This is a genomic window from Bacteroides sp., from assembly GCF_029057325.1.
Lineage (GTDB): Bacteria > Bacteroidota > Bacteroidia > Bacteroidales > Bacteroidaceae > Bacteroides.
On the sequence record NZ_JAICZW010000026.1, the window covers coordinates 1 to 20,490 of the forward strand.

Consider the following 20,490-nt stretch of genomic DNA (forward strand, 5'->3'; position numbering starts at 1 on the left):
GGTGTCAACGATACTAAATTCTTTATCTTCCGCCTTTGCAATCTATACGCATAAACACAGGTTTATTACCATGCGCCCTCATGATTCTTATATCTTGAAAAAAAGCCGATAACATTTCATGTCACCGGCTTTTCTCTTCTTGTTCTGAGCCTCTTGTCGGATTCGAACCAACGACCCCGAGATTACAAATCACGTGCTCTGGCCAACTGAGCTAAAGAGGCGGGTGGGCAAGCTTACTATATCGCGCCGCTACAACCAACTACCTTTGCTGCGATCAAGCCCTGGAGGATTCGAAGGGAGCTGGCCGTATAGGACTTACCCGTTTTTGTTTTGCGGTTGCAAAGGTAGGCATTATTTTGGAATCTGCAATAGGTTGTGCCGATTTTTTTTGTATTTGTTTCCACGGCACGGCTTTTTCATTTAGTTCTTACACTTATTTTCAGACGCGGATTTATCGGATAAAGCGGATTTTATTTTTATCAACTACATCAATAATCTGCCCAATCCGTTAAATTCCGCGTCTGAAAAATGAAAACGACGTTCAATCGTTTGTCCGATTGTACTTCAACATTTTGCAGGGCTGTACCTTGGTGCAGCCGCCCATTGGCATGCCGACAGTCGGTATCCTGTTTTTTAGATGTAAATATATTTTTCTTTTCCTTTTCAAAGCTGACACGTACCGGCGAAAAAATCTCCTTTTCTCGTTTCTTCCCTGTTCTCCCTACCTGCTTCCTATCCTACCCCTACCAGGGCCTATTCGGCTTCGGACGTTCTTCGGACAAACTCCACTCCCTAGGACCGAAGAACGTCCGAAGAACGTCCGAAGAAACACCGAAGGAAGTACGGAGCAGAAAAGGACCTGAAAAGATACGGAAAGGAAGCGCCAAGTGTGACGGACTTTCCGGAAGGAAGAAATATCGTGTAAATATTTGTGATTGTTTTCCCGCGAATTTAGCCTTTGTAGGGAGGCAACTATTCGTCTATCGTGCCAAGTGTGATGTGCAAACGACCGGCTCTGACTGAAAAAACAAGTCTGTTCTTTTTCAGTATCGCTTTTTTCATGTTATTGGAAAATAAATCTTACATTTGTCAGATGAAACCATAATTATGATACACATGAAGAATCGCATACAGGCATTTTCTCTTTTCTTGCTTTTTCTCCTTCTTCCTTGGGGCAAGGCGGTGGCAGGTTGGAACAACTTCATTCTCAATTTCGACAAAAGCGATTATGGAAAAGGTATTCAGACTTGGCAGATAGCTCCTTATAAGAATAATTGGGCCTATTTCGCCAATAAGAACGGTTTGGTTCAATTCGATGGCAATGCCTGGAGTGTATTTCCTCTGGATAATGCATCGGATGTGCGTTCCGTTTTGGTGTCTGCGCCCCAAAAGCGCATCTATGCGGGAGGAATCAATGAATTCGGCTATTTTGAGCCCAACGAGAATGGTTCTTTGGTTTATCATTGCATGTCCGATACGTTGGACGAAAACATCCGTCTTCTTGGAAATGTATGGGGGATTCATGAGACCGACAACATCTTATATTTTCAGGGAGACGAGCGGGTTGTCAAGTACCTGAACGGGAAATACACGGTTATCGAGATGAATGCCAAGATAGATTGTTCCAATATGGTCAATGATATTCTCTATATAGGGACGGACAAAGGAGTGTGGCTCTTGATTGGGAATACATTCTTTCCTTTGCAAGGGGCCGATTTGTTGGCCTCTAAACGAATCCGTGGCATTATACCCTATAAGAAGGGGGTATTGGTGGTGACGGCATACAGTGGCTTGTATTATTGCGACGGACGCACGATGGAGCCGTTTGTCACGGGTGCCGAAGCCTTCATGCACGAAAATGAGGTTTTTTGTGTGGCTCAAAAAGGGAATCTGATTGTTTTGGGAACGATTCACAAGGGGCTGGTACTGATAGATTGCGGCACCATGAGGCTGAAGTATTTCAATGAGAACAATGGCTTGAAGAACAATACGGTGCTTTCCGTTTCCTTCGACGACACCGGAAATCTATGGGCCGGTTTGGATAGTGGCATCGATTATGTCTGCCTGAGTTCGCCTTTTACCAACCTTTATTCTTATCCTTATTCTTATGGGTCGGGGTATGCGGCGGCGGTGGAAGACGGCTGTCTCTATCTGGGAACCAACCGGGGATTATACTATACGGCCTATCCGGTGCAAATGAACGGTAGCTTGCCCGATATCCGGCCCGTACTCCGCTCCAGCGGGCAGGTGTGGAATCTTTGTAGGGTGGGGGACGAGCTGTTCTGCCTGCACGACCGTGGTATTTTTCTTGTCAAGGGGACTTCGATGGAGCGTGTCGCGGACATTACCGGTGTCTGGTGCTGCCAGCAGGTGAAGGGGCACGAAGACAAGATGTATGTGGGAGTATATAATGGCATTTATCTGCTTGAAAGGCGGGAGGGGAAGTGGCAGGTTGTCTGCAAAATCGAGGGAATGAATGATTCTTGCCGCCTTTTTGAACAAGAAAGTGAGAAGTTGCTTTGGATGGCTAACCGGGACCATATCACTCGTGTGGAGTTGGATGATAATCTGACGAAGGCAATCGGCTTGAAAGAGTATGATGCGAAAGATGGACTTCCGGCAGAACGTGAAATAGCTGTGGCAAAAATAGAAAACAGAATCTATTTTACGACGTCTCAGGGCATTTATAGGTACAACTCCCGTAAAGATGCTATGGAGCTGTGCCCGGAAATGAACAGTCTGCTGAATGGTGTTTCTGACTATTCGCGTCTGTTGGAGCATCACGGCAAATTGCTTAGTTTGAGCTCTCATGAAATCTGTATTGCCAATTTGGAAGCGTATAAGCGGGGGGCGAATACACTGATTCATCCTATTTGGAAATCGCTGATTGAACTTGTGCCTGATTATGAGTCCATCATTCCGCTCTCCGATTCGCTGATGGTGCTTCCTAACGAGAAAGGATTTGCTTTGTTCGCCGTTCCGGCTATGAAAGAACGGAAGGACCGCACCCGCTCCCTCTATATAAGGAATATGCACCTCTCTTATCCCAAAGACTCGTTGGTATATACGGCCAATTTCCTGGATAAGAAACCGGTTCCTCAGATAACCTATTCCACGAACTCTGTCCGCTTTGAGTATGCGCTCTCCTTTTTTGCCGAAGGGGAGGACATTCCTTTTCAGTATCGCCTGAACAAGGGAAGCTGGTCCGACTTCACGATGGTGAATACCAAGGAGTACAGCAATCTGTCGGAAGGGGAATATACGTTCGAGGTGAAAGCCGTTTTTTCAGACGGCACCACTTCTACGGATAGCATCACGTTTTGTGTGCTTCCGCCGTGGTATCGAAGCGGTACCGCCTATTTCTGCTACTTTCTGTTGTTGCTCCTGGCGTTGTGGTGTATCTATCGGTGGGACGATGTCCGTGTGAAGCGCAAGAAGCAGCAGGTGGCAAAGGAGAAGGACAAGGAACTGCATGCGATGGAAAAGGAATACGAAGAAGAGAAAGCCCGCCAGGAAAAGCAGATTATGCAGCTGGAGAAGGAGAAACTGGAGTATGACCTGAAGCACAAGAGCCAGGAGATGGCCAACCTGATGATAAACTTCACCCGCAAGAACGAGATGCTGACCGAAATCAAGTCGGAGATAGCCAAAGTGCTGCCCATCCTGAAGGGAGAAGGTGCGCGCGAGGGCAGGCAGCAGCTGGTGCTTATCAACAGCAGGATAGATGCCAACATGCAGAGCGACGATTTGCTGAAGCGCATCGAGGAGCAATTCGACCTGATACACAATAACTTCATGCAGCGCCTGCACGACAAGCATCCCGACCTGTCGAACAACGAACGCATGATGTGCGCCTACCTCAAGATGAATCTCTCCACCAAGGAGATAGCCCCTTTGCTCAACCTCTCCGTGCGGGGCGTGGAGACCATCCGCTACCGCCTCCGCAAGAAATTCGGCCTGGAGCGCGAGGAGAGTTTGACGGATTACCTGGACAATGGGCTGTAGAAAATGGTTCAAACCGCTAAATTTGGCCGAATTTGGAGGGTTTAACCGCCAATTTCGGTAAAAATTTGGAGAGTTTCCCTGTCTTTGTACCAAAAAGAAAGATATGATAAGGCGTATAATCAAGGATTCTATTGTGGCCGATTATAGGCGAAAGAAGGTAATCGTGTTGTTGGGAGCGCGGCAAGTGGGTAAAACCACCTTGCTTTCCGAGTTGCAGAGAGGGAAGAAGAAGGTGCTTTCTCTGAATTGCGATAATGTGGATGATGTGTTGGCGCTGGAAGGAAAGATTTCCACTGAGTTGAAACACTTGCTGTCATCTTACGAAATAGTGTTTAATGATGAAGCTCAGAGAGTTGGGAACATTGAGTTGACCTTGAAGATGATTGGAGATTTGAAGCTTGATACGCAGGTGGTGGTTACCGGTTCTTTATCGCTCGATATGGCCGACAAAATGAATGAACCGGCTACCGGGCGGCTGATTGAATATAGTCTTTTTCCGTTTTCTTTGCCGGAATTAGCGGCAAATAGTTCGGAGAGGGAAGAAAGTCGGTTGTTGGAGAGACGTATGGTTTATGGCCTATATCCTGAAGTCGTGACTGAACCGGGAGATGCCAAACGTACCTTGATGACACTGACCAACAGCTATCTGTACAAAGATCTTTTTGCCTATGGAGGTATAAAAAAGCCGGAGCTCCTCCAAAAACTGGTCAGGGCATTGGCTTTGCAACTGGGCAGCGAGGTGTCTTACAATGAGTTGAGTAGCCTTTTAGGAGTTGATAAGAGTACTGTGGAAAGTTACATCGGTTTGTTGGAAAAATGCTTTGTCGTGTTCAGGCTCGATTCCTTCAGCCGGAATTTGCGCAATGAGATAAAGAAGGGGAAAAAGGTCTATTTCTATGACAACGGGGTGAGAAACGCGGTCTTGTCGAACTTTGCTCCGTTGGAATTGCGGAATGATACCGGCGCGTTGTGGGAAAACCTCATGGTCAGCGAACGGGTGAAACGAAACGCTTACGGTGGCAATTATGTGCAACTCTTCTTCTGGCGTACTCATGAGCAACGGGAGATAGATTTGATAGAGGAGCAGGACGGAATGTTGCATACTTTTGAGTTCAAGTGGAACTGCAAGGCTACAAGCAGGCAGCCGAAAGCGTTTGCGACAGCTTATCCGGGTTCTTCGTATGAAGTCGTTACGCCGGAAAACTATTGGGCGTTCGTAAGATAAACGGTTTTGTCTTGTTTGGATCTTAGACAGATGATGATTCGGGATTCAAGAACTCTTTAGTTTTACAAAATAACCTACGCACTTATAGAATCTCATGTGACTTTTTTGTCAATAGCAATTTAGGGTGTGTAGGAACGAATGCCTCTGCTGCCCGCTTGTTCTGTTTTCTTGTTCCGAAAAGCAAAGCCTTCAATGTCCGGGATGCCTGCACTTGTTTGCTGTGATATTGATAGATATTGTGGAAAAGTCTCGTTTCTTTATTCGTTCGAATGCATCATTGATTCCCTCAATGATGCGTTTTTTTATTGATTTAAATCCTGTATGTGTCCTGTCCTAAAATTTGCTGGATGTGGTGGTGAAAGAATGTAAAAAAGTAAATACATGTTTTCTAACATAGATTGAGCGTATTGCTTAAAGTATAACTTATCTATTGATATTCAGTAGATAATGTCTTAATGACGTATGTTTGACGTATTCAAAATATTGCTTTGACGTAATAAAGAATGCTTGAAATGTTTCTTTTCTATGTGTTATACGTTACGTTTGCACCGTCCTTTTGGGGACAGAGAACGAGAATAGTTAATCTTAATTAAGTAAAACTTATGAAAAAAGTATTATCAGTTTTATTTTTGTTAAGCTTTACCTTGGCTTCTGTATATGCTCAGAATATACAGGTAAAAGGTACGGTGGTAAGCGCTACGGACAACGAGCCCTTGCCTGGAGTAAACGTGGTAGTGAAAGGTACTACCAATGGTGGCATTACCGATTTGAACGGTAATTTCAGTCTGTCGGTTCCTGCCGACGCAACACTTTCCGTTACTTATATCGGATTCAAGTCGCAAGATGTGGCCGTGAACGGAAAAAGTTCTCTTAAAATCGTACTGATGGAAGACACAGAGACATTGGACGAAGTGGTGGTAGTGGGTTACGGCGTTCAGAAGAAGAGCGTGGTGACGGCTTCTATCGCGAAAGTGAGCAGCGAGGACTTGGAGAACAAATCGCCTGTTCGTATGGACAACGCTTTGAAGGGGTTGGCTGCCGGTGTGGACGTCACTTCTGCATCAGGTCAGCCGGGTGAGGCTCCTCGCGTGCGAGTGCGTGGTATCGGTACCATCAACAACAGCGATCCTCTTTACATCGTGGACGGCATGCCTATCGGTGGCGGTCTTGATTTCGTGAATCCCAATGATATTGAGTCTATCGAGGTATTGAAAGATGCTGCTTCCGGTGCTATCTATGGTGCGCGTGCTGCGAATGGTGTTATTTTGGTGACTACCAAAAAAGGTAAGATGGGTAAGGCGCAAATCAATTATAACTTCTCATACGGCTGGCAGAGCGCTTGGAAGCATCGTGACGTGACCAGTGCTACGGATTATGCTATTTTGCAGAACGAGATGCGTCTGAACGGTGGGGAAGCTCCTGTTTATGCCGACCCTTATAATTTGATAGATGCTAATGGAAATGCTATTAAGGGGTTCGGTACCGATTGGCAGGATTTGGTGTTTTATGATAATGCTCCGGTAGTGAATCATGATGTAACCATCAGTGGAGCGACCGAGAAGACCAATTACTATCTTTCTTTGGGCTATTTTAGTCAAGACGGTATCGTGGGTGGTAATTACGGGCATTCCAATTATGACCGTTTGACCCTTCGCTCAAACAATCAATACAATCTGATTGATGCTTCCAACGAACGCAGTTTCCTTAATAAATTGGATTTAGGCGTGAACCTTGCTTATATGCGCACTCATTCCACAGGGGTATCAACGAACTCTGAATTCGGTTCCATTCTGGGCTCTGCGCTGTATTTGTCGCCTATTCTGACACCTACATTGACAGGTGACGCCGCAAAGAATATGATTGACCATTATAGCGACTATGTGTTGCCTACCGATGCAAATGGCAACCCTTATACAGTGCCTGGTTTTGGCGGTTCTTATGCGGAAATCAACAATCCGCTTGCCATGATGACGCTGAATCCTACGAAGTACTGGTCACACAAGTTTGTTCCCAAGTTTTCTATTGACTTGCAGTTGTGGGACAATTTGAAGTATCATTTCAATTATAGTGCTGATATGGGATTCTGGGGAAATGATTCGGCAACGAAGAGCAAGTATTATCTTTCAGGAAACAATAATGCTTCGCACACCAGTGCCGGTGCTTCCAAATCGCAAAGTGTGACTTGGCAGTTGGAAAACACTTTGACTTACGATAAGACTATCGGCAAACACTCTTTTGGCTTGGTATTGGGGCAGTCTGCCTTGAAGTATAAGGGGGATTGGCTGAATGGAAGCCGTTGGAATCTGGTGAATCCGGATAAACCTTCTATCGACTATTCTACAGGTAATATTGAATATACTTACGAAGAGGTGATTGACCCGGAAACCGGTGAACCTAAAAAAGTGATTACAGGTGCTACCGTGCAGCATAGTGTAGGTGGCGGTCGGAATGTGGAGCACAGGATGTCTTCCATGTTTGTACGTCTGAATTACAATTATGACGAACGCTATATGTTCCAGGCTACGGTACGTCGTGACGGTTCAAGCCGTTTTGGTGCCAACAACAAATATGGTACTTTCCCTTCCGTTTCTGTAGGATGGAATGTATCCAATGAGGCTTTCATGGAGAATACGCGCGATTGGTTGTCGAACTTGAAAATACGGGCAAGTTGGGGTAAGAACGGTAACGATAATATCCCTGAATTTGGATATACCTCGCTTACTGCTATGGGCAACAATGTATTGTTTGGTAAGGATGCCATCAAGTGGATTGGTTCTAAGGCGCAGCGTTTGGCAAATCCTAATTTGAAGTGGGAGGAGAGTGAACAGACTGACTTGGGCATTGATTTGGGATTTTTCAACAATGCGTTGACCTTCAGTGCAGACTACTACATTAAGAAAACAAATGGCATGATTATTGAAATGCCGATTCCAAGTTATGTGGGTGAAACGAAGCCTCTTGGCAATGTGGGCGATATGGAAAACAGCGGTTTTGAGTTTGAACTGGGTTATAAGTGGAACATAGCCGATGCGCATTTTGCGGTAAAAGGCAATGCCACTTATCTGAAGAACAGACTGAAGAATTTGGGTAACGATACCGGCTATATGGATTTGGACGGTATCCAAGGATTGTCCGGTGGCGGTACGCGTGGTTCGAATGGAAAACCTTTCCCTTATTTCTTCGGTTACAAGACAGACGGGGTGTTCCAGAATATGGATGAAGTGCGTGCATACGTCAATAAGGATGGTGGTCTGATTATGCCGGATGCTGTTCCGGGCGATACACGTTTTGTGGATGTCAACGGTGACGGAAAGATTTCTTCGGACGACCGTACCGATATTGGTAATGGTACTCCCGACTGGACGTATGGCTTGAATCTGAATGCGGATTGGAGAGGGTTCGATTTCAATATCTTCTTCCAAGGAGTAGCGGGTGCGGATGTGTTCGACGGTACTTACCGTGCGGATGTTCCTTCGGGCAACTATCCTTCCTGGATGCTGGGACGCTGGACCGGTGAAGGTACTTCCTACAAATATCCTCGTCTGGCTTCGGGCAACGCCACCAACTGGATGGTTTCCGACCTTTATGTGTGCGATGGCTCTTACCTTCGTCTGAAGAATATCACGTTGGGATATACATTGCCCAAGACACTTACTCGCAAGCTCTCTATCGAACGTCTGCGAGTGTATGTACAGGCCGAGAACTTGGTTACTTGGACCAAGTATTGGGGCTTTGATCCGGAAATCTCTTCCGGTGCCACTTCGTTGGGTATCGACCGCGGCGTATATCCGCAGGCACGTACTTATACAGTGGGCTTGAACGTTTCTTTCTAATCTAACTTAATACTTTGAACAATATGAAGACAAATAAGATATTTGCGATAGGTTGCTTGGCTGTCGCTACTTTGGTGGGTACAAGTTGCAGCGATAGTTTCTTGGAGGTGGAAAACCCTACCGGTGAACCTTTGGAAGATTATTATACTACAGACGAACATATTCAGGAAGCGCTGATTGCCGCTTATGACCCTATCCATTGGCCGGATTGGGGATTGGGACAATACAATGCCTTGAACATTGATGCCGAGATTATGGGCGACAATTTCTGGGTAGGAGGTGCTACCAAGACCGATATGCAGAATTGGCACATGCTGTTCAATTACGAAGGTAATGAGAACAATACGCTGAGTTCGCTATGGACAGTGGATTATTCGGGCATCAAGCGTTGTAATGACGTGTTGAAGTATTTGGGATGGGCAAAGGACGTAACTCCTGAAAACAACAAAAGCTATGAGATGCAGGCTCGTTGCCTCCGTGTGTTCTATTATAACATGCTGTGGCATTATTTTGGGAACGTGCCTTTTTATTTGGAAAACCTCAACGAACCTCCTTATACGGCACCCCAGTATAAAGCCGATGAGGTTTACAATGAACTGATTGTTGAATTGGAAGCTGTGATTGATTCCAAAGTGCTGCCATTGAAGTATTACAAGAATGCTAAAGGTGAGAATGATGAAGGACAATTGGGACGTGTTACTCAAGCATTCTGTTATATGATGTATGCCGAGATGGTGATGTACCAGAACGATGAAAGCCGTTTCTCCAAAGCTTTAGGTTATATGAAAGAGCTTATTGCGGAACCGGGGTTCTCGCTGAATCCAAGTTATGCCGCTATTTGGGCTACGGAAGGCGAATGGTGCGATGAATCTATCTGGGAAATCAATTACGAGCAAAGCAACAGTGAACGGGGTTGGGGCAGTCCGTTGGCTGTGGGAGGAACGGTGCTTCCCACATTGATATCTCCAAACACGTTCCCGGGAGATGAAGGCTGGTCGGCCGGTAATGACGGTTGGGGATTCATGCCTGTACGTGTGGAAACTTACGAAATGTTTGAGGAAGGTGACGTGCGTCGGGAGGCGACTTGTTGGGTGATTCCGGCAGAAGTGGAATATACGAAGCGTTATCAGGACACCCATATTTGGCTGAACAAATACCGTCCGTATGACAAGAATTTCAAGAAGGCTCCATTTGACCAAAACTTGAACTATAACAATAATTTCCGTTACTATCGTTATGCTGAGGTCTTGCTGAATGCGGCGGAATTGTCTCTCCGCACCGGTGGTAGTGCTGCTGGTGAGGCAAAAACCTGGGTTAACGAAGTGCGTGAGCGTGCCGGGCTTAATGGCTACTCTTCTGTTACCGTGGATGATGTGTTGACAGAACGTCGTCTTGAATTCGTGGGCGAAGGCAAACGCTATTTTGACCTTGTACGTGCCGAGGGCATCAATGGAGTTTCAAACAAGAATAAGGCTACTACTGCACTTGTTCCTGATGAATATGGGTATCGTACAAACACCTGGAGTGCCAAGAAGAAGTACATTCCTATTGCACAAGGTGAGTTGGATTCAGACCCGGCTTTGGTTCAGAATGATTATAAATAAATAAAAAAACAACTTGTATGAAAAATAGATTGAAATATATATTGGGTGCTGTGTTTGCCGGTTTTACGATGACCGCATGTTCGCCCGAGGAATTTGATGGAGCCAATGGCAATCTTCCGCAAATGTCCGATTATGCCGATAACTTCGTTGTTACGGTCGATCAAGAAACCAACTATGCTTATTTTGAGTTTAAGAGCGCCAAAGGAGTATCTCCGATATGGATTATAGATGGGGAAAGCTATAACGCTTCTTATTCTTTTTCTAAGTATTACCGCAAAAAAGGTGAATATATTGTGGAGTGTAAGGTGAAAAATGCCAATGGACTGAGTGATGGTGTACTTACTAAAACCTTTTCTATAGAAAAAACAAAGATGACCGGTTTCGGTGGTTTTGTGGAGGATAGTGAGTTTAACCTCTTTAAGGGGGTTACTTTCGATGTGGCTTCTTTCTGGTATGCTCCGGGATGGTCGCAAATTGCAGATCCTAAATACTCTTATCAAAAAGGAGCATTTGTTGTCTCTTTGCCGGAAGCGACAACCGACCAATGGCAGGCACAAATGCACCTGGAACTTAATCCGGCTGTTGCTTTGTCGGCGGACAAAACTTATGACTTTTCTGTTATTTTGACTTCGACGACCAAACATCCGGGAGTGACCGTCAAAGTGCAACAGAAAGGTAATGATGATACCTTTATAGATATGCAGCGTGTTGCACTTGATGCCAATGAACCGAAGTGCGTATGGTTTAGCAATTTAGGAGGCGTTGATATTTCAGAACTGAAGTTTGCGCTTGACTTTGGTGGAAATGCTGCCAATACGGATATTACTTTGGAGAGTTTTGTGCTGAAAGATCATGCCAATGACGATGGAACAAAGGTGCCTGAAGTGACAGTGCCTGAACCGGCATGGGTAGGAGTGGATAGTGAAGAAAATCTGTGGAATGGTGCCACCTTTACCAATACATTCTATTATGCAAATCCAGATTGGAGTACCAGACCTAATCCGGAAATGACGGTGAATGGAAATGCCTATACACTGACTTTCCCTGATGCTACCGAAGCTCAATGGCAGAATCAGTTTGCATTTAATACGGACTTGTCTGCTGATACGGAAACGGCCTATGACTTCTGTGTTCTGTTGAATCCGAATGTCGATTTGAAGGGTGTAACTGTAAAATTGGTTCAGACGGACGAACCGGACATGAAACATGACACCAATTTCTTCTTTGCAGAGCAGGTTGACTTGTTGGGCAATGAAGATAATAAGTTTTGGGTTGCAAACATAAAGGCACCGGAAGCGATGCATGCAGTTACATTGGTTTTTGACTTTGGTGGAAATCCGGTTAATACGAAAATAACTGTTAAGGATATTATACTTCAGAAGCATTAATGGGTGATTTCCCTTTCTGTAGTTTTCTGCAGGAGGGGAAATTCCCTTTTTTAATTTAAAAAGAGTAATAGAATGAAGTTAAATTATTTTTTAATTATATCGCTTTTATTCTTTATGGCCTGTGAGAGCAGCAGTGATGCACAAGAGCCATCTGGCAATGCGATATTGACCTGCTCGCCGGATAATGTGGAAGCCGATGCGTTGGGAGGGGTTTATACCTTGAATGTGACTTGTAGTAGCGGCGAATGGAATGCATACGTGGATGATGGCTGTAAAGCATGGACTTCTGTGAAAGTGGCAGGTTCTTTGGAAAATAAGGGAACGGTGACTGTTACGGTGGACGAAAACAAGGGTAAAGAAACGCGTAAAGGCTTGATAACAGTTAAGTCTGGTACCGGGAATCTGGCTATACCGGTGATACAAATGGCGCCTTTGCAAGTGTCTATGTCGGAAGTCTTTTCTAATTCTACCGGTGAAACCATTGTGCTTTCCGTAACGTCTGCCAGTGATTGGAGTGTAAAAGCTGTTGACAGTTGGATTGCGGCAGAAAAGAAAAGCGGTACTACTCTCAATTTGAGTACGAAGCCTAATGAGGCACCCCAAAGTCGTACAGGTTCGGTAGAGGTGCTTTCCGCTAGAGAGAAGGTTGTGATAACGGTGGTTCAGGAATCTGCCGAAGACCATGATATTGTTATTCCTGAAGGCTATAGCTTGGTTTGGCACGATGAATTCAACGAAGGTGCCACGTTAAGTAATGACTGGACTCACGAGGTGCAGAAATCCGGTTGGGTAAACCATGAGTTGCAGAACTATGTGGCCGGCTCGGTAGATGGAAGACGAGTGACTGAACTGGTGGATGGTAAGCTGAATATCCATTGTTTCAAGGGTAGTGATGGCAAGATTTATTCTGGCCGTGTGTATGCTAAAGTAAACAGCGGTTGGAAGTACGGCTATTTTGAAGCTCGCATTCTGTTGCCTAAGGGTAAAGGTACATGGCCTGCTTTCTGGATGATGCCCGTAGGGAACGATTGGAACACCAATCCTTGGCCTATGTGTGGTGAAATAGATATTATGGAGGAAGTAGGTGTAGTGCCCAATGAAGTTTCCTCATCTATACATACGCAGGACTACAACCATACCAAAGGTACACAGAAAACGCATGCCATGACTATAGACCGCGCGGAAGGCGAGTATCATGTCTATGCCTTGAAGTGGACGGAAGACGCCATCACTACTTATGTGGATGGTAGAATACAATTGTCTGTCACCAAACAGCAACTTGGCTCCGGTCATAACCAATGGCCTTTCCACTATGCGTTTTATCCCATTCTGAACTTGGCCTGGGGTGGAGATTGGGGCGGTATGAACGGTGTGGACGAATCAGCATTGCCGGTAACGATGAAGGTGGACTATCTTCGTGTATTCCAAAAGAAGGAATGATGATATATTCGAATAACAACATCTATAGATAATTTACAATGAAAACATTTAATATTCTTTCTATCGGCCTGTTGCTCTCCCTTGTCTCGTGCACGCAAGTGCCGGGTGGAAAAGGCGACAGCGCCATCGAGCAGAAAATAGAGGCATTGCTCTCTAAGATGACTTTGGAAGAGAAGTTGGGACAGATGAACCAAATCTCTTCCTACGGGAACATTGAGGACATGAGCGGACTGATAAAGAAAGGTGAAGTGGGTTCTATCTTGAACGAAGTGGACCCGGTGCGCGTCAACGCCTTGCAGCGTGTGGCGGTGGAAGAGTCGCGCCTGGGCATCCCCGTGCTGATGGCGCGCGACGTGATTCACGGTTTCAAGACCATCTTCCCCATTCCGCTGGGACAGGCAGCCTCCTTCAATCCGCAAGTGGCGGAGGAGGGTGCACGTGTGGCTGCCATCGAGGCTTCGGCGGCAGGTATCCGTTGGACCTTCGCCCCGATGATTGACGTGGCACGCGACCCCCGTTGGGGACGCATCGCCGAAGGGTGTGGCGAGGATACCTACCTGACTTCCGTGATGGGAGCTGCTATGGTGAAGGGTTTTCAGAGCGACTCGCTGAGCGACCCCACGGCCGTAGCCGCCTGCCCGAAGCACTTTGTGGGCTATGGTGCCGCCGAGGGCGGACGCGACTACAACTCGACCTTCATCCCCGAACGCCGCCTGCGCAACGTGTATCTGCCTCCGTTTGAGGCGGCTGCCAAAGCTGGTGCTGCTACCTTCATGACTTCGTTCAACGACAACGACGGGGTACCCTCTACCGGCAACACTTTCATCCTGAAGGATGTGCTGCGCAAGGAGTGGGGCTTCGACGGACTGGTAGTGACCGACTGGGCTTCGGCCTCCGAAATGATGTCGCATGGCTTTGCCGCCGATCCCAAAGAGGTAGCCATGAAGGCGGTGAATGCCGGCGTGGATATGGAGATGGTGAGCTACACCTTTGTCAGGGAACTGCCTGCCCTGCTGAAGGAGGGAAAGGTGAAGGAGGCCGCCATAGACGAGGCGGTACGCAACATCCTGCGCATCAAGTTTCGCTTGGGCCTCTTCGACAACCCGTATGTGGACGAGAAACGGATGGAGGTGCTCTACGCTCCCTCGCATCTGGAAGCAGCGAAACGCGCTGCCGTGGAATCGGCCATCTTGCTGAAGAATGCGGAGGGCATCTTGCCGCTATCGGCTTCGGTGAAGTCGGTGGCCGTGGTGGGACCGATGGCGAATGCGCCCTACGACCAATTGGGTACGTGGGTGTTTGATGGCGACAAGACGAAGACCGTGACGCCGCTCACCGCCATCCGCGAGCTGGTGGGCGACCGGGTACAGGTGATTTACGAACCCGGACTGGCGTATAGCCGCGACAAGGATCAATCCGGAGTGGCTAAAGCCGCTACCGCTGCCGCGCGTGCCGATGTTATTTTGGCATTTGTGGGCGAGGAGGCCATCCTTTCGGGCGAGGCGCACTGCCTGGCCGACCTGAATTTGCAGGGTGCGCAGTGCGAACTGATTGCTGCCTTGGCGAAGACCGGCAAGCCGGTGGTTACGGTGGTGATGGCCGGCCGTCCGCTGACGATAGGCGAAGAAGTAGAACGTTCGGCTGCCGTACTCTATGCGTTCCATCCGGGTACGATGGGTGGTCCGGCATTGGCGGACTTGCTGTGGGGCAAGGCGGTGCCGAGCGGAAAGACACCTGTTACCTTCCCGAAAATGGTGGGACAGATTCCTGTGTATTATGCTCATAACAATACCGGCCGTCCGGCCACGCGCAACGAGGTGTTGCTGAACGATATTCCGCTGGAGGCCGGACAGACTTCGCTGGGATGTACCTCTTTTTATATGGATGCTGGGTTCGATCCGTTGTATCCTTTCGGTTACGGTTTGTCCTACACCACTTTCGAGTATAGCAATGTGAAGCTTTCTTCTTCTACGCTGAAGAAGGACGATGTGTTGACGGTAACTTTCGACCTTGAGAATACCGGAAGCTACGAAGGTACCGAAGTGGCACAGCTTTATGTGCGTGATAAGGTCGGTTCTGTCACCCGTCCGGTAAAGGAACTGAAACGCTTTACCCGTGTCACGTTGAGGCCGGGTGAGAAGAAGACGGTGACCTTTGAACTCCCCATCAGTGAACTCGCATTTTGGAACATAGATAGGGTGAAGACTGTGGAACCGGGAGATTTCCTTCTCTGGGTAGCGCCGGACAGCCAAAGCGGAGAAGAAATGGCTTTTGAAGTAATAGGTTAGTGTTGATTTTAAGGTTAGAAGGAGGAAGGGGGGATGGACCGTCACGGCTCATCCCCCCCCCTTTTTTAGCTATTTATGGCATAAATGTAATGGAATTACTTCTTGTCTATCATTTATCACTTTTCACTTACTACTTTTCACCTTCTTATACCCATAAATCGCATTTTCTCCCAATTCTTCTTCGATGCGGAGCAGCTGGTTATACTTTGCCATGCGGTCCGAACGGCTCAGTGAACCGGTTTTGATTTGTCCGCTGTTGGTGGCTACGGCGATGTCGGCAATGGTGGTGTCTTCCGTTTCGCCGGAACGGTGGGAGGTGACGGTGGTGTATCCGTGGCGGTGTGCCATTTCGATGGCGTTCAGCGTTTCGGTGAGCGTACCGATTTGGTTGACCTTAATCAGGATGGAGTTGGCACAGCCCTTTTCGATGCCCATGGCAAGGAAATCTACGTTGGTGACAAACAGGTCGTCGCCTACCAGTTGGCAACGGTGGCCGATGCGTTGGGTCAGTTTCTTCCATCCCTCCCAGTCGTTTTCGCTCATGCCATCTTCGATGGAGTCGATGGGGTATTTGTTAATAAGCTCTTCCAGATAGTCTATCTGCTCGTCGGCGGTGCGCTTCCGGCCTTTTTCGCCTTCGAACTTCGTGTAGTCGTAGATGCCGTCGTGGTAGAATTCGGACGAGGCGCAGTCCATGGCAATCCTGACATCCTTGCCCGGTTCGTATCCGGCAGCCTTGATGGCGGCGATGATGGAGTTCAGGGCATCTTCCGTGCCCTCCAGGTTGGGGGCAAAACCGCCTTCGTCGCCTACGGCAGTGCTGAGGCCGCGGTCTTTCAGTACTTTCTTCAGGGCATGGAACACTTCGGCACCCATGCGTAGCCCTTCGCGGAAAGAGGGGGCACCGACAGGGCGAATCATGAATTCCTGGAAAGCGATAGGCGCGTCGCTGTGTGCGCCTCCGTTGATGATGTTCATCATCGGCACAGGCATCACGTAGGTGTTCGCGCCGCCGATGTAGCGGTAGAGTGGGATGTCGAGGTAGGCGGCAGCGGCTTTTGCTACGGCAAGCGATACGCCGAGGATGGCGTTTGCGCCCAGTCGGGACTTGGTCTTCGTGCCATCCAGTGCCAGCATGGTGTGGTCTATCTCCATCTGCTCAAGGGCAGACATGCCAATCAGTTTCGGGGCAATGATTTCATTGATGTTGCTGATGGCTTTCAGTACGCCTTTGCCGCTGTAGCGTTTAGGATTGCCATCGCGCAGCTCCAGTGCCTCGTGCTCGCCGGTGGAGGCTCCCGAAGGGACGGAAGCGCGGCCCATCACGCCCGACTCCAGTGTTACATCTACTTCTATAGTGGGGTTTCCTCTTGAATCGAGGATTTCACGTCCGATAATCTTTTCTATTTTCATAATTTTTGTTTCTTAAGTTTGAAGATATAACAAGGGAAAAAGAGAAAAGGTTCAATCGGACAGAATATTTGGGGTTTAAAGTACGGCGGCTATTTTTTTTATTTGATTCAGTTTTTCAATCAAAGAGTTGTTCTTTCGTGCTACTTGCATGTTGTAGTCAGTCTGCATCCGTACAAGTAAATCGGCATTGATGCCTAAAGCAGCCTCTAAGACAAGGGCAAACTCGGTAGTTATCGGCCGTTTGCCGTTCAATATCTCGTTTAGGGCGGAATAGGACAATCTGAATTTCTTTGCGAACTCTTTTTGTTTTATTTCCCTGCATTCCAATTCCTCTTTTACCAATTCGCCTGGATGATAAGGGCGGAATGATTGTAAATCGTTTGCTGATATGTTCATGGTTCCTCCTCTTATTTTATTTATAATGAATACTCTTTTTCAAATTCTACATTCATATAATAGCCTTTTGGCAAGACGAAAGTAATATATAATTGTGTGATTCACAATTTCTGCGAATTGTTTTTTTAGTATAGCAATATCCCTATCTTTTATCTTTGCATATCTGCGCCTGTATTGCTTGAGATTATCGAATAAAATCCCTTATACTTGGTAATGGTGGTGTGAAATCTGTAAACAGCATAATTTTACCATTAAAAACAGATCATTGCTATCCTCGTTTTTGGGAGAGACATTGATCGGTGTCCGGAAATAAATTACAATTTTATCTTCAGCCCCATCAGTGCCGTCAAGTCCAGTGCCTGCTGCGTATTGACAATGGCTCCGCGCAAGTCCGGCAGGTTGGCACGGATGCCCTCTATTTCGGAACGGCTAAGGTCGATGCCGCGGAGCGGAGTGTGTGAAAAATCGCTTTCCCTCAGATTGCACTCCTCAAAGGCGATGGAGGAGAACTTGCAGCTGCTGAGGTCGCTGCTTTGGAGGTCGCAGACGGAGAAGGAGACCTGGGTGATTTTGCTCATGCAGAGGTTGAGGTACCGGGCGTTGCACTCTTTCAGGGTGATGTGGCTCAGTATGCACTCAGGCAGATTGGTGCCCAACAACTTGCAGGATATGAACTCCACCCGGAAGAGGGAGCTTTCGGCAAAGGAGAGGTTGGAGAGATCGCAATTCTCGAAACGGACATCCGTGAAGTGGGTGGATTTCAGTTTGCAGCGGTCGAAGCGGATGTGGCTGAAGGTGCAGTTGGTGATGCTGCGGTATGAGCAGTCTATCTCCTTTTCTTCGTGTCGGCTGAAGCGGAGTTCGCGGACGGTCTCTTCGGTTTCCAGCCACTCTTTCAGGCTTTTGGAACTTTCTTTCTGTCCATCCAGGGCAGGAGGAACGATTCGCAAGGGAGGCATGGAGAAGGATTTTCCGGTTTTCATGGGGTGGATGAATGTTTATGGGTTCATGAAAGGAAGCGTCCGAAGGCTCCGCCTACAAAGACTGCGGCGATGCCGATGGCTACACTCAGCAAGGTATAGAGGAAGAATGGGGTATAGAAACCTTGTTTCAGCATCAGCAGTCCGTCGTTGCTGAAGGTGGAGAAGGTGGTGAATCCGCCGCATAGTCCGGCGGTCAGTAGCAGGCGCACTTCGGCGGAAAGATTGAAGCGTGCGGACAGGGCGTAGAACAGGCCGATAAGGAAACTGCCGAAAAGATTGACGGTGAATGTCGCCCACGGGAAGGAGTGGGGGAGCATCCGTTCGCTCAGTGCCGTCTGCACGCAATGGCGGAGGACGCTACCGGTGCCGCCGCCGATGAATATGTATATCAGTGTTCGGGTCATATAGGGTATCTGTTCAAGATGTTTCGGAGGCAAAGATAGTGAATAGGATTCTTAAAGTGAAGAAAAGCGCTCTTTTATGAAGGGTTGTTATGGAAAATGATTAACTTTGTGGCAATTAGTAAGAAATAACTGAATATGATAAAGAACCTGATTTTTGATTTTGGCAAGGTACTTGTGGACTATGATTATTTCATCGTTCTTGACAAGATATTCGCTACCCACGAGCAAGCGGAAGATTTCTACCGTCATCTGATGGCAGAAAAGTGGAACGAATGTCTCGATTGCGAAGAGAGTCCTTTCGAGCAGATAATCTATGAGATGCAGCAGGCAATGCCACAGTATGAGGAGGAAATACGGCAGTTCGGCAATCGATATACTGATTTTGTGGTTGGCGAGGTGAAGGGCATGCGTGCCTTGCTTGTCAAACTGAAGTCCGAAGGTTACAGGCTCTATGGACTTACCAACTGGTGCAGTAAAGTACATGTCACCATGGAGCAATATCCGATATTCCAATTGCTTGACGGGAGAATTATATCGTCTGAAGAGCATGCCGTGAAACCGTCGGTGGAGATTTACGAACGTCTCTGCCGGAAATTCGGCCTGAAAGCGGAAGAGTGTCTATTTGCAGATGACCTGATGGAGAATGTGGAAGGGGCACGCGGATTGGGCATGCAAGGCATTTGTTTTAAGAATGCGGTGCAGTATGAGGCTGAATTGAGGAATATCATAGACGGTAAGGGCGGTTGCCGTGACAAGGCCTATGTGATGACCGAACAGGACAAATGCATGGCTGGCGAGATATACGACTGCCACAGCCCTGTCTTCCTGGACCGCAAGGCACGTGCTACCGACTGGATGCAGCGTTACAACTCGCTGCCCTATGCTGACCGTTCAAAACGGTATGGTATGATACGCGAACTGTTCGGCAGTGTCGGCACGAATGTTTCTGTAGGTGATGGCACAATCATCGGTTTTGGCGATAACATCCATGTGGGCAATAATGTCAGCATCAACTATTGTTGCATCCTCAACGACTGCAACTCCATTGTAATCGGCAATGATGTGCTCATTGCTCCGGGAGTCCAGATGAACACGGCCTCGCATCCGACACCGCTTTCCGAACGCCTGACACCGGATTGGAATCCGGCTTCGGGCGAATATCGTTGGCGCACGTTTGCAAAGCCCATCATCATCGGCGACGGTTGCTGGATAGGGGCTAACGCCACAATCATCGGTGGAGTAACGATTGGTGACGGAGCTGTTGTAGCGGCAGGGGCTGTTGTGACGAAAGATGTCGAGCCGAATACGATGGTGGGAGGAGTGCCGGCAAGGAGATTGAAAAGGCTGTAGGTGACGTATTCCATAAAAAAATGGGATGCCGTTTCAAATCAAGATGTGTCATAGTTGGCTAATGTTTTCTTTAACTAGATGTCCGAGCCCCCGTGGGGCGGGCGGGGGTGGTGGGGGGGGGTGGGGGGGGGAGCGGGGGGGGGGGGGGGGGGGGGGGGGGG

General features: G+C 47.7%; 12 protein-coding genes and 1 tRNA gene. 8 read left to right on the plus strand and 5 right to left on the minus strand.

The window, feature by feature from the left end; translation table 11 throughout:
* Positions 1–147: 147 nt before the first annotated feature.
* Positions 148–221, minus strand: a tRNA-Thr gene (locus K2G43_RS01710).
* Positions 222–1,116: 895 nt separating this feature from the next.
* On the opposite strand from K2G43_RS01710, the gene K2G43_RS01715 reads away from it, so the two are divergent.
* From K2G43_RS01715 to bglX, 7 genes are all read left to right on the plus strand, one after another.
* A complete protein-coding gene (locus tag K2G43_RS01715; RefSeq protein WP_297645035.1) occupies positions 1,117–4,005 on the plus strand; it encodes a triple tyrosine motif-containing protein in 2,889 nt (962 codons plus the stop codon).
* Between the two features lie 103 nt (positions 4,006–4,108).
* Complete coding sequence (locus tag K2G43_RS01720; protein ID WP_300152810.1) at positions 4,109–5,230, plus strand: ATP-binding protein; 1,122 nt, start codon at positions 4,109–4,111, stop codon at positions 5,228–5,230.
* Between the two features lie 602 nt (positions 5,231–5,832).
* Positions 5,833–9,063: a TonB-dependent receptor gene (locus K2G43_RS01725; RefSeq protein ID WP_300152811.1), complete on the plus strand. Its 3,231-nt coding sequence runs from the start codon at positions 5,833–5,835 to the stop codon at positions 9,061–9,063.
* Positions 9,064–9,086: 23 nt separating this feature from the next.
* On the plus strand, positions 9,087–10,667 hold the full coding sequence (locus K2G43_RS01730) for a RagB/SusD family nutrient uptake outer membrane protein (protein WP_297644997.1): 1,581 nt from the start codon (positions 9,087–9,089) through the stop codon (positions 10,665–10,667).
* Positions 10,668–10,684: 17 nt separating this feature from the next.
* Complete coding sequence (locus tag K2G43_RS01735; protein WP_300152812.1) at positions 10,685–12,055, plus strand: hypothetical protein; 1,371 nt, start codon at positions 10,685–10,687, stop codon at positions 12,053–12,055.
* A 72-nt stretch (positions 12,056–12,127) separates the two neighbouring features.
* Complete coding sequence (locus K2G43_RS01740; RefSeq protein WP_300152813.1) at positions 12,128–13,495, plus strand: family 16 glycosylhydrolase; 1,368 nt, start codon at positions 12,128–12,130, stop codon at positions 13,493–13,495.
* A gap of 38 nt (positions 13,496–13,533) precedes the next feature.
* Positions 13,534–15,783 carry a beta-glucosidase BglX gene (gene bglX / locus K2G43_RS01745; RefSeq protein ID WP_300152814.1) on the plus strand — a complete coding sequence of 750 codons (2,250 nt, stop codon included), beginning with the start codon at positions 13,534–13,536 and terminating at the stop codon, positions 15,781–15,783.
* A 123-nt stretch (positions 15,784–15,906) separates the two neighbouring features.
* Here bglX and eno read toward each other — a convergent pair whose 3' ends face one another.
* The 4 genes from eno to crcB all read right to left on the minus strand — a co-directional run bounded on the left by eno (position 15,907) and on the right by crcB (position 18,979).
* Positions 15,907–17,196, minus strand: coding sequence for a phosphopyruvate hydratase (gene eno / locus K2G43_RS01750; RefSeq protein ID WP_300152815.1), 1,290 nt, complete (start codon positions 17,194–17,196; stop codon positions 15,907–15,909).
* Positions 17,197–17,271: 75 nt separating this feature from the next.
* Positions 17,272–17,592, minus strand: coding sequence for a HigA family addiction module antitoxin (locus K2G43_RS01755; RefSeq protein ID WP_300152816.1), 321 nt, complete (start codon positions 17,590–17,592; stop codon positions 17,272–17,274).
* Positions 17,593–17,906: 314 nt separating this feature from the next.
* The gene (locus K2G43_RS01760; RefSeq protein ID WP_300152817.1) at positions 17,907–18,575 is read right to left on the minus strand and encodes a pentapeptide repeat-containing protein; all 669 of its coding nucleotides are present in this window, start codon (positions 18,573–18,575) and stop codon (positions 17,907–17,909) included.
* 23 nt (positions 18,576–18,598) lie between these two features.
* A complete protein-coding gene (gene crcB / locus K2G43_RS01765; RefSeq protein ID WP_300152818.1) occupies positions 18,599–18,979 on the minus strand; it encodes a fluoride efflux transporter CrcB in 381 nt (126 codons plus the stop codon).
* A 135-nt stretch (positions 18,980–19,114) separates the two neighbouring features.
* On the opposite strand from crcB, the gene K2G43_RS01770 reads away from it, so the two are divergent.
* Complete coding sequence (locus K2G43_RS01770; protein ID WP_297643240.1) at positions 19,115–20,329, plus strand: HAD-IA family hydrolase; 1,215 nt, start codon at positions 19,115–19,117, stop codon at positions 20,327–20,329.
* The last annotated feature ends 161 nt before the right edge of the window (positions 20,330–20,490 follow it).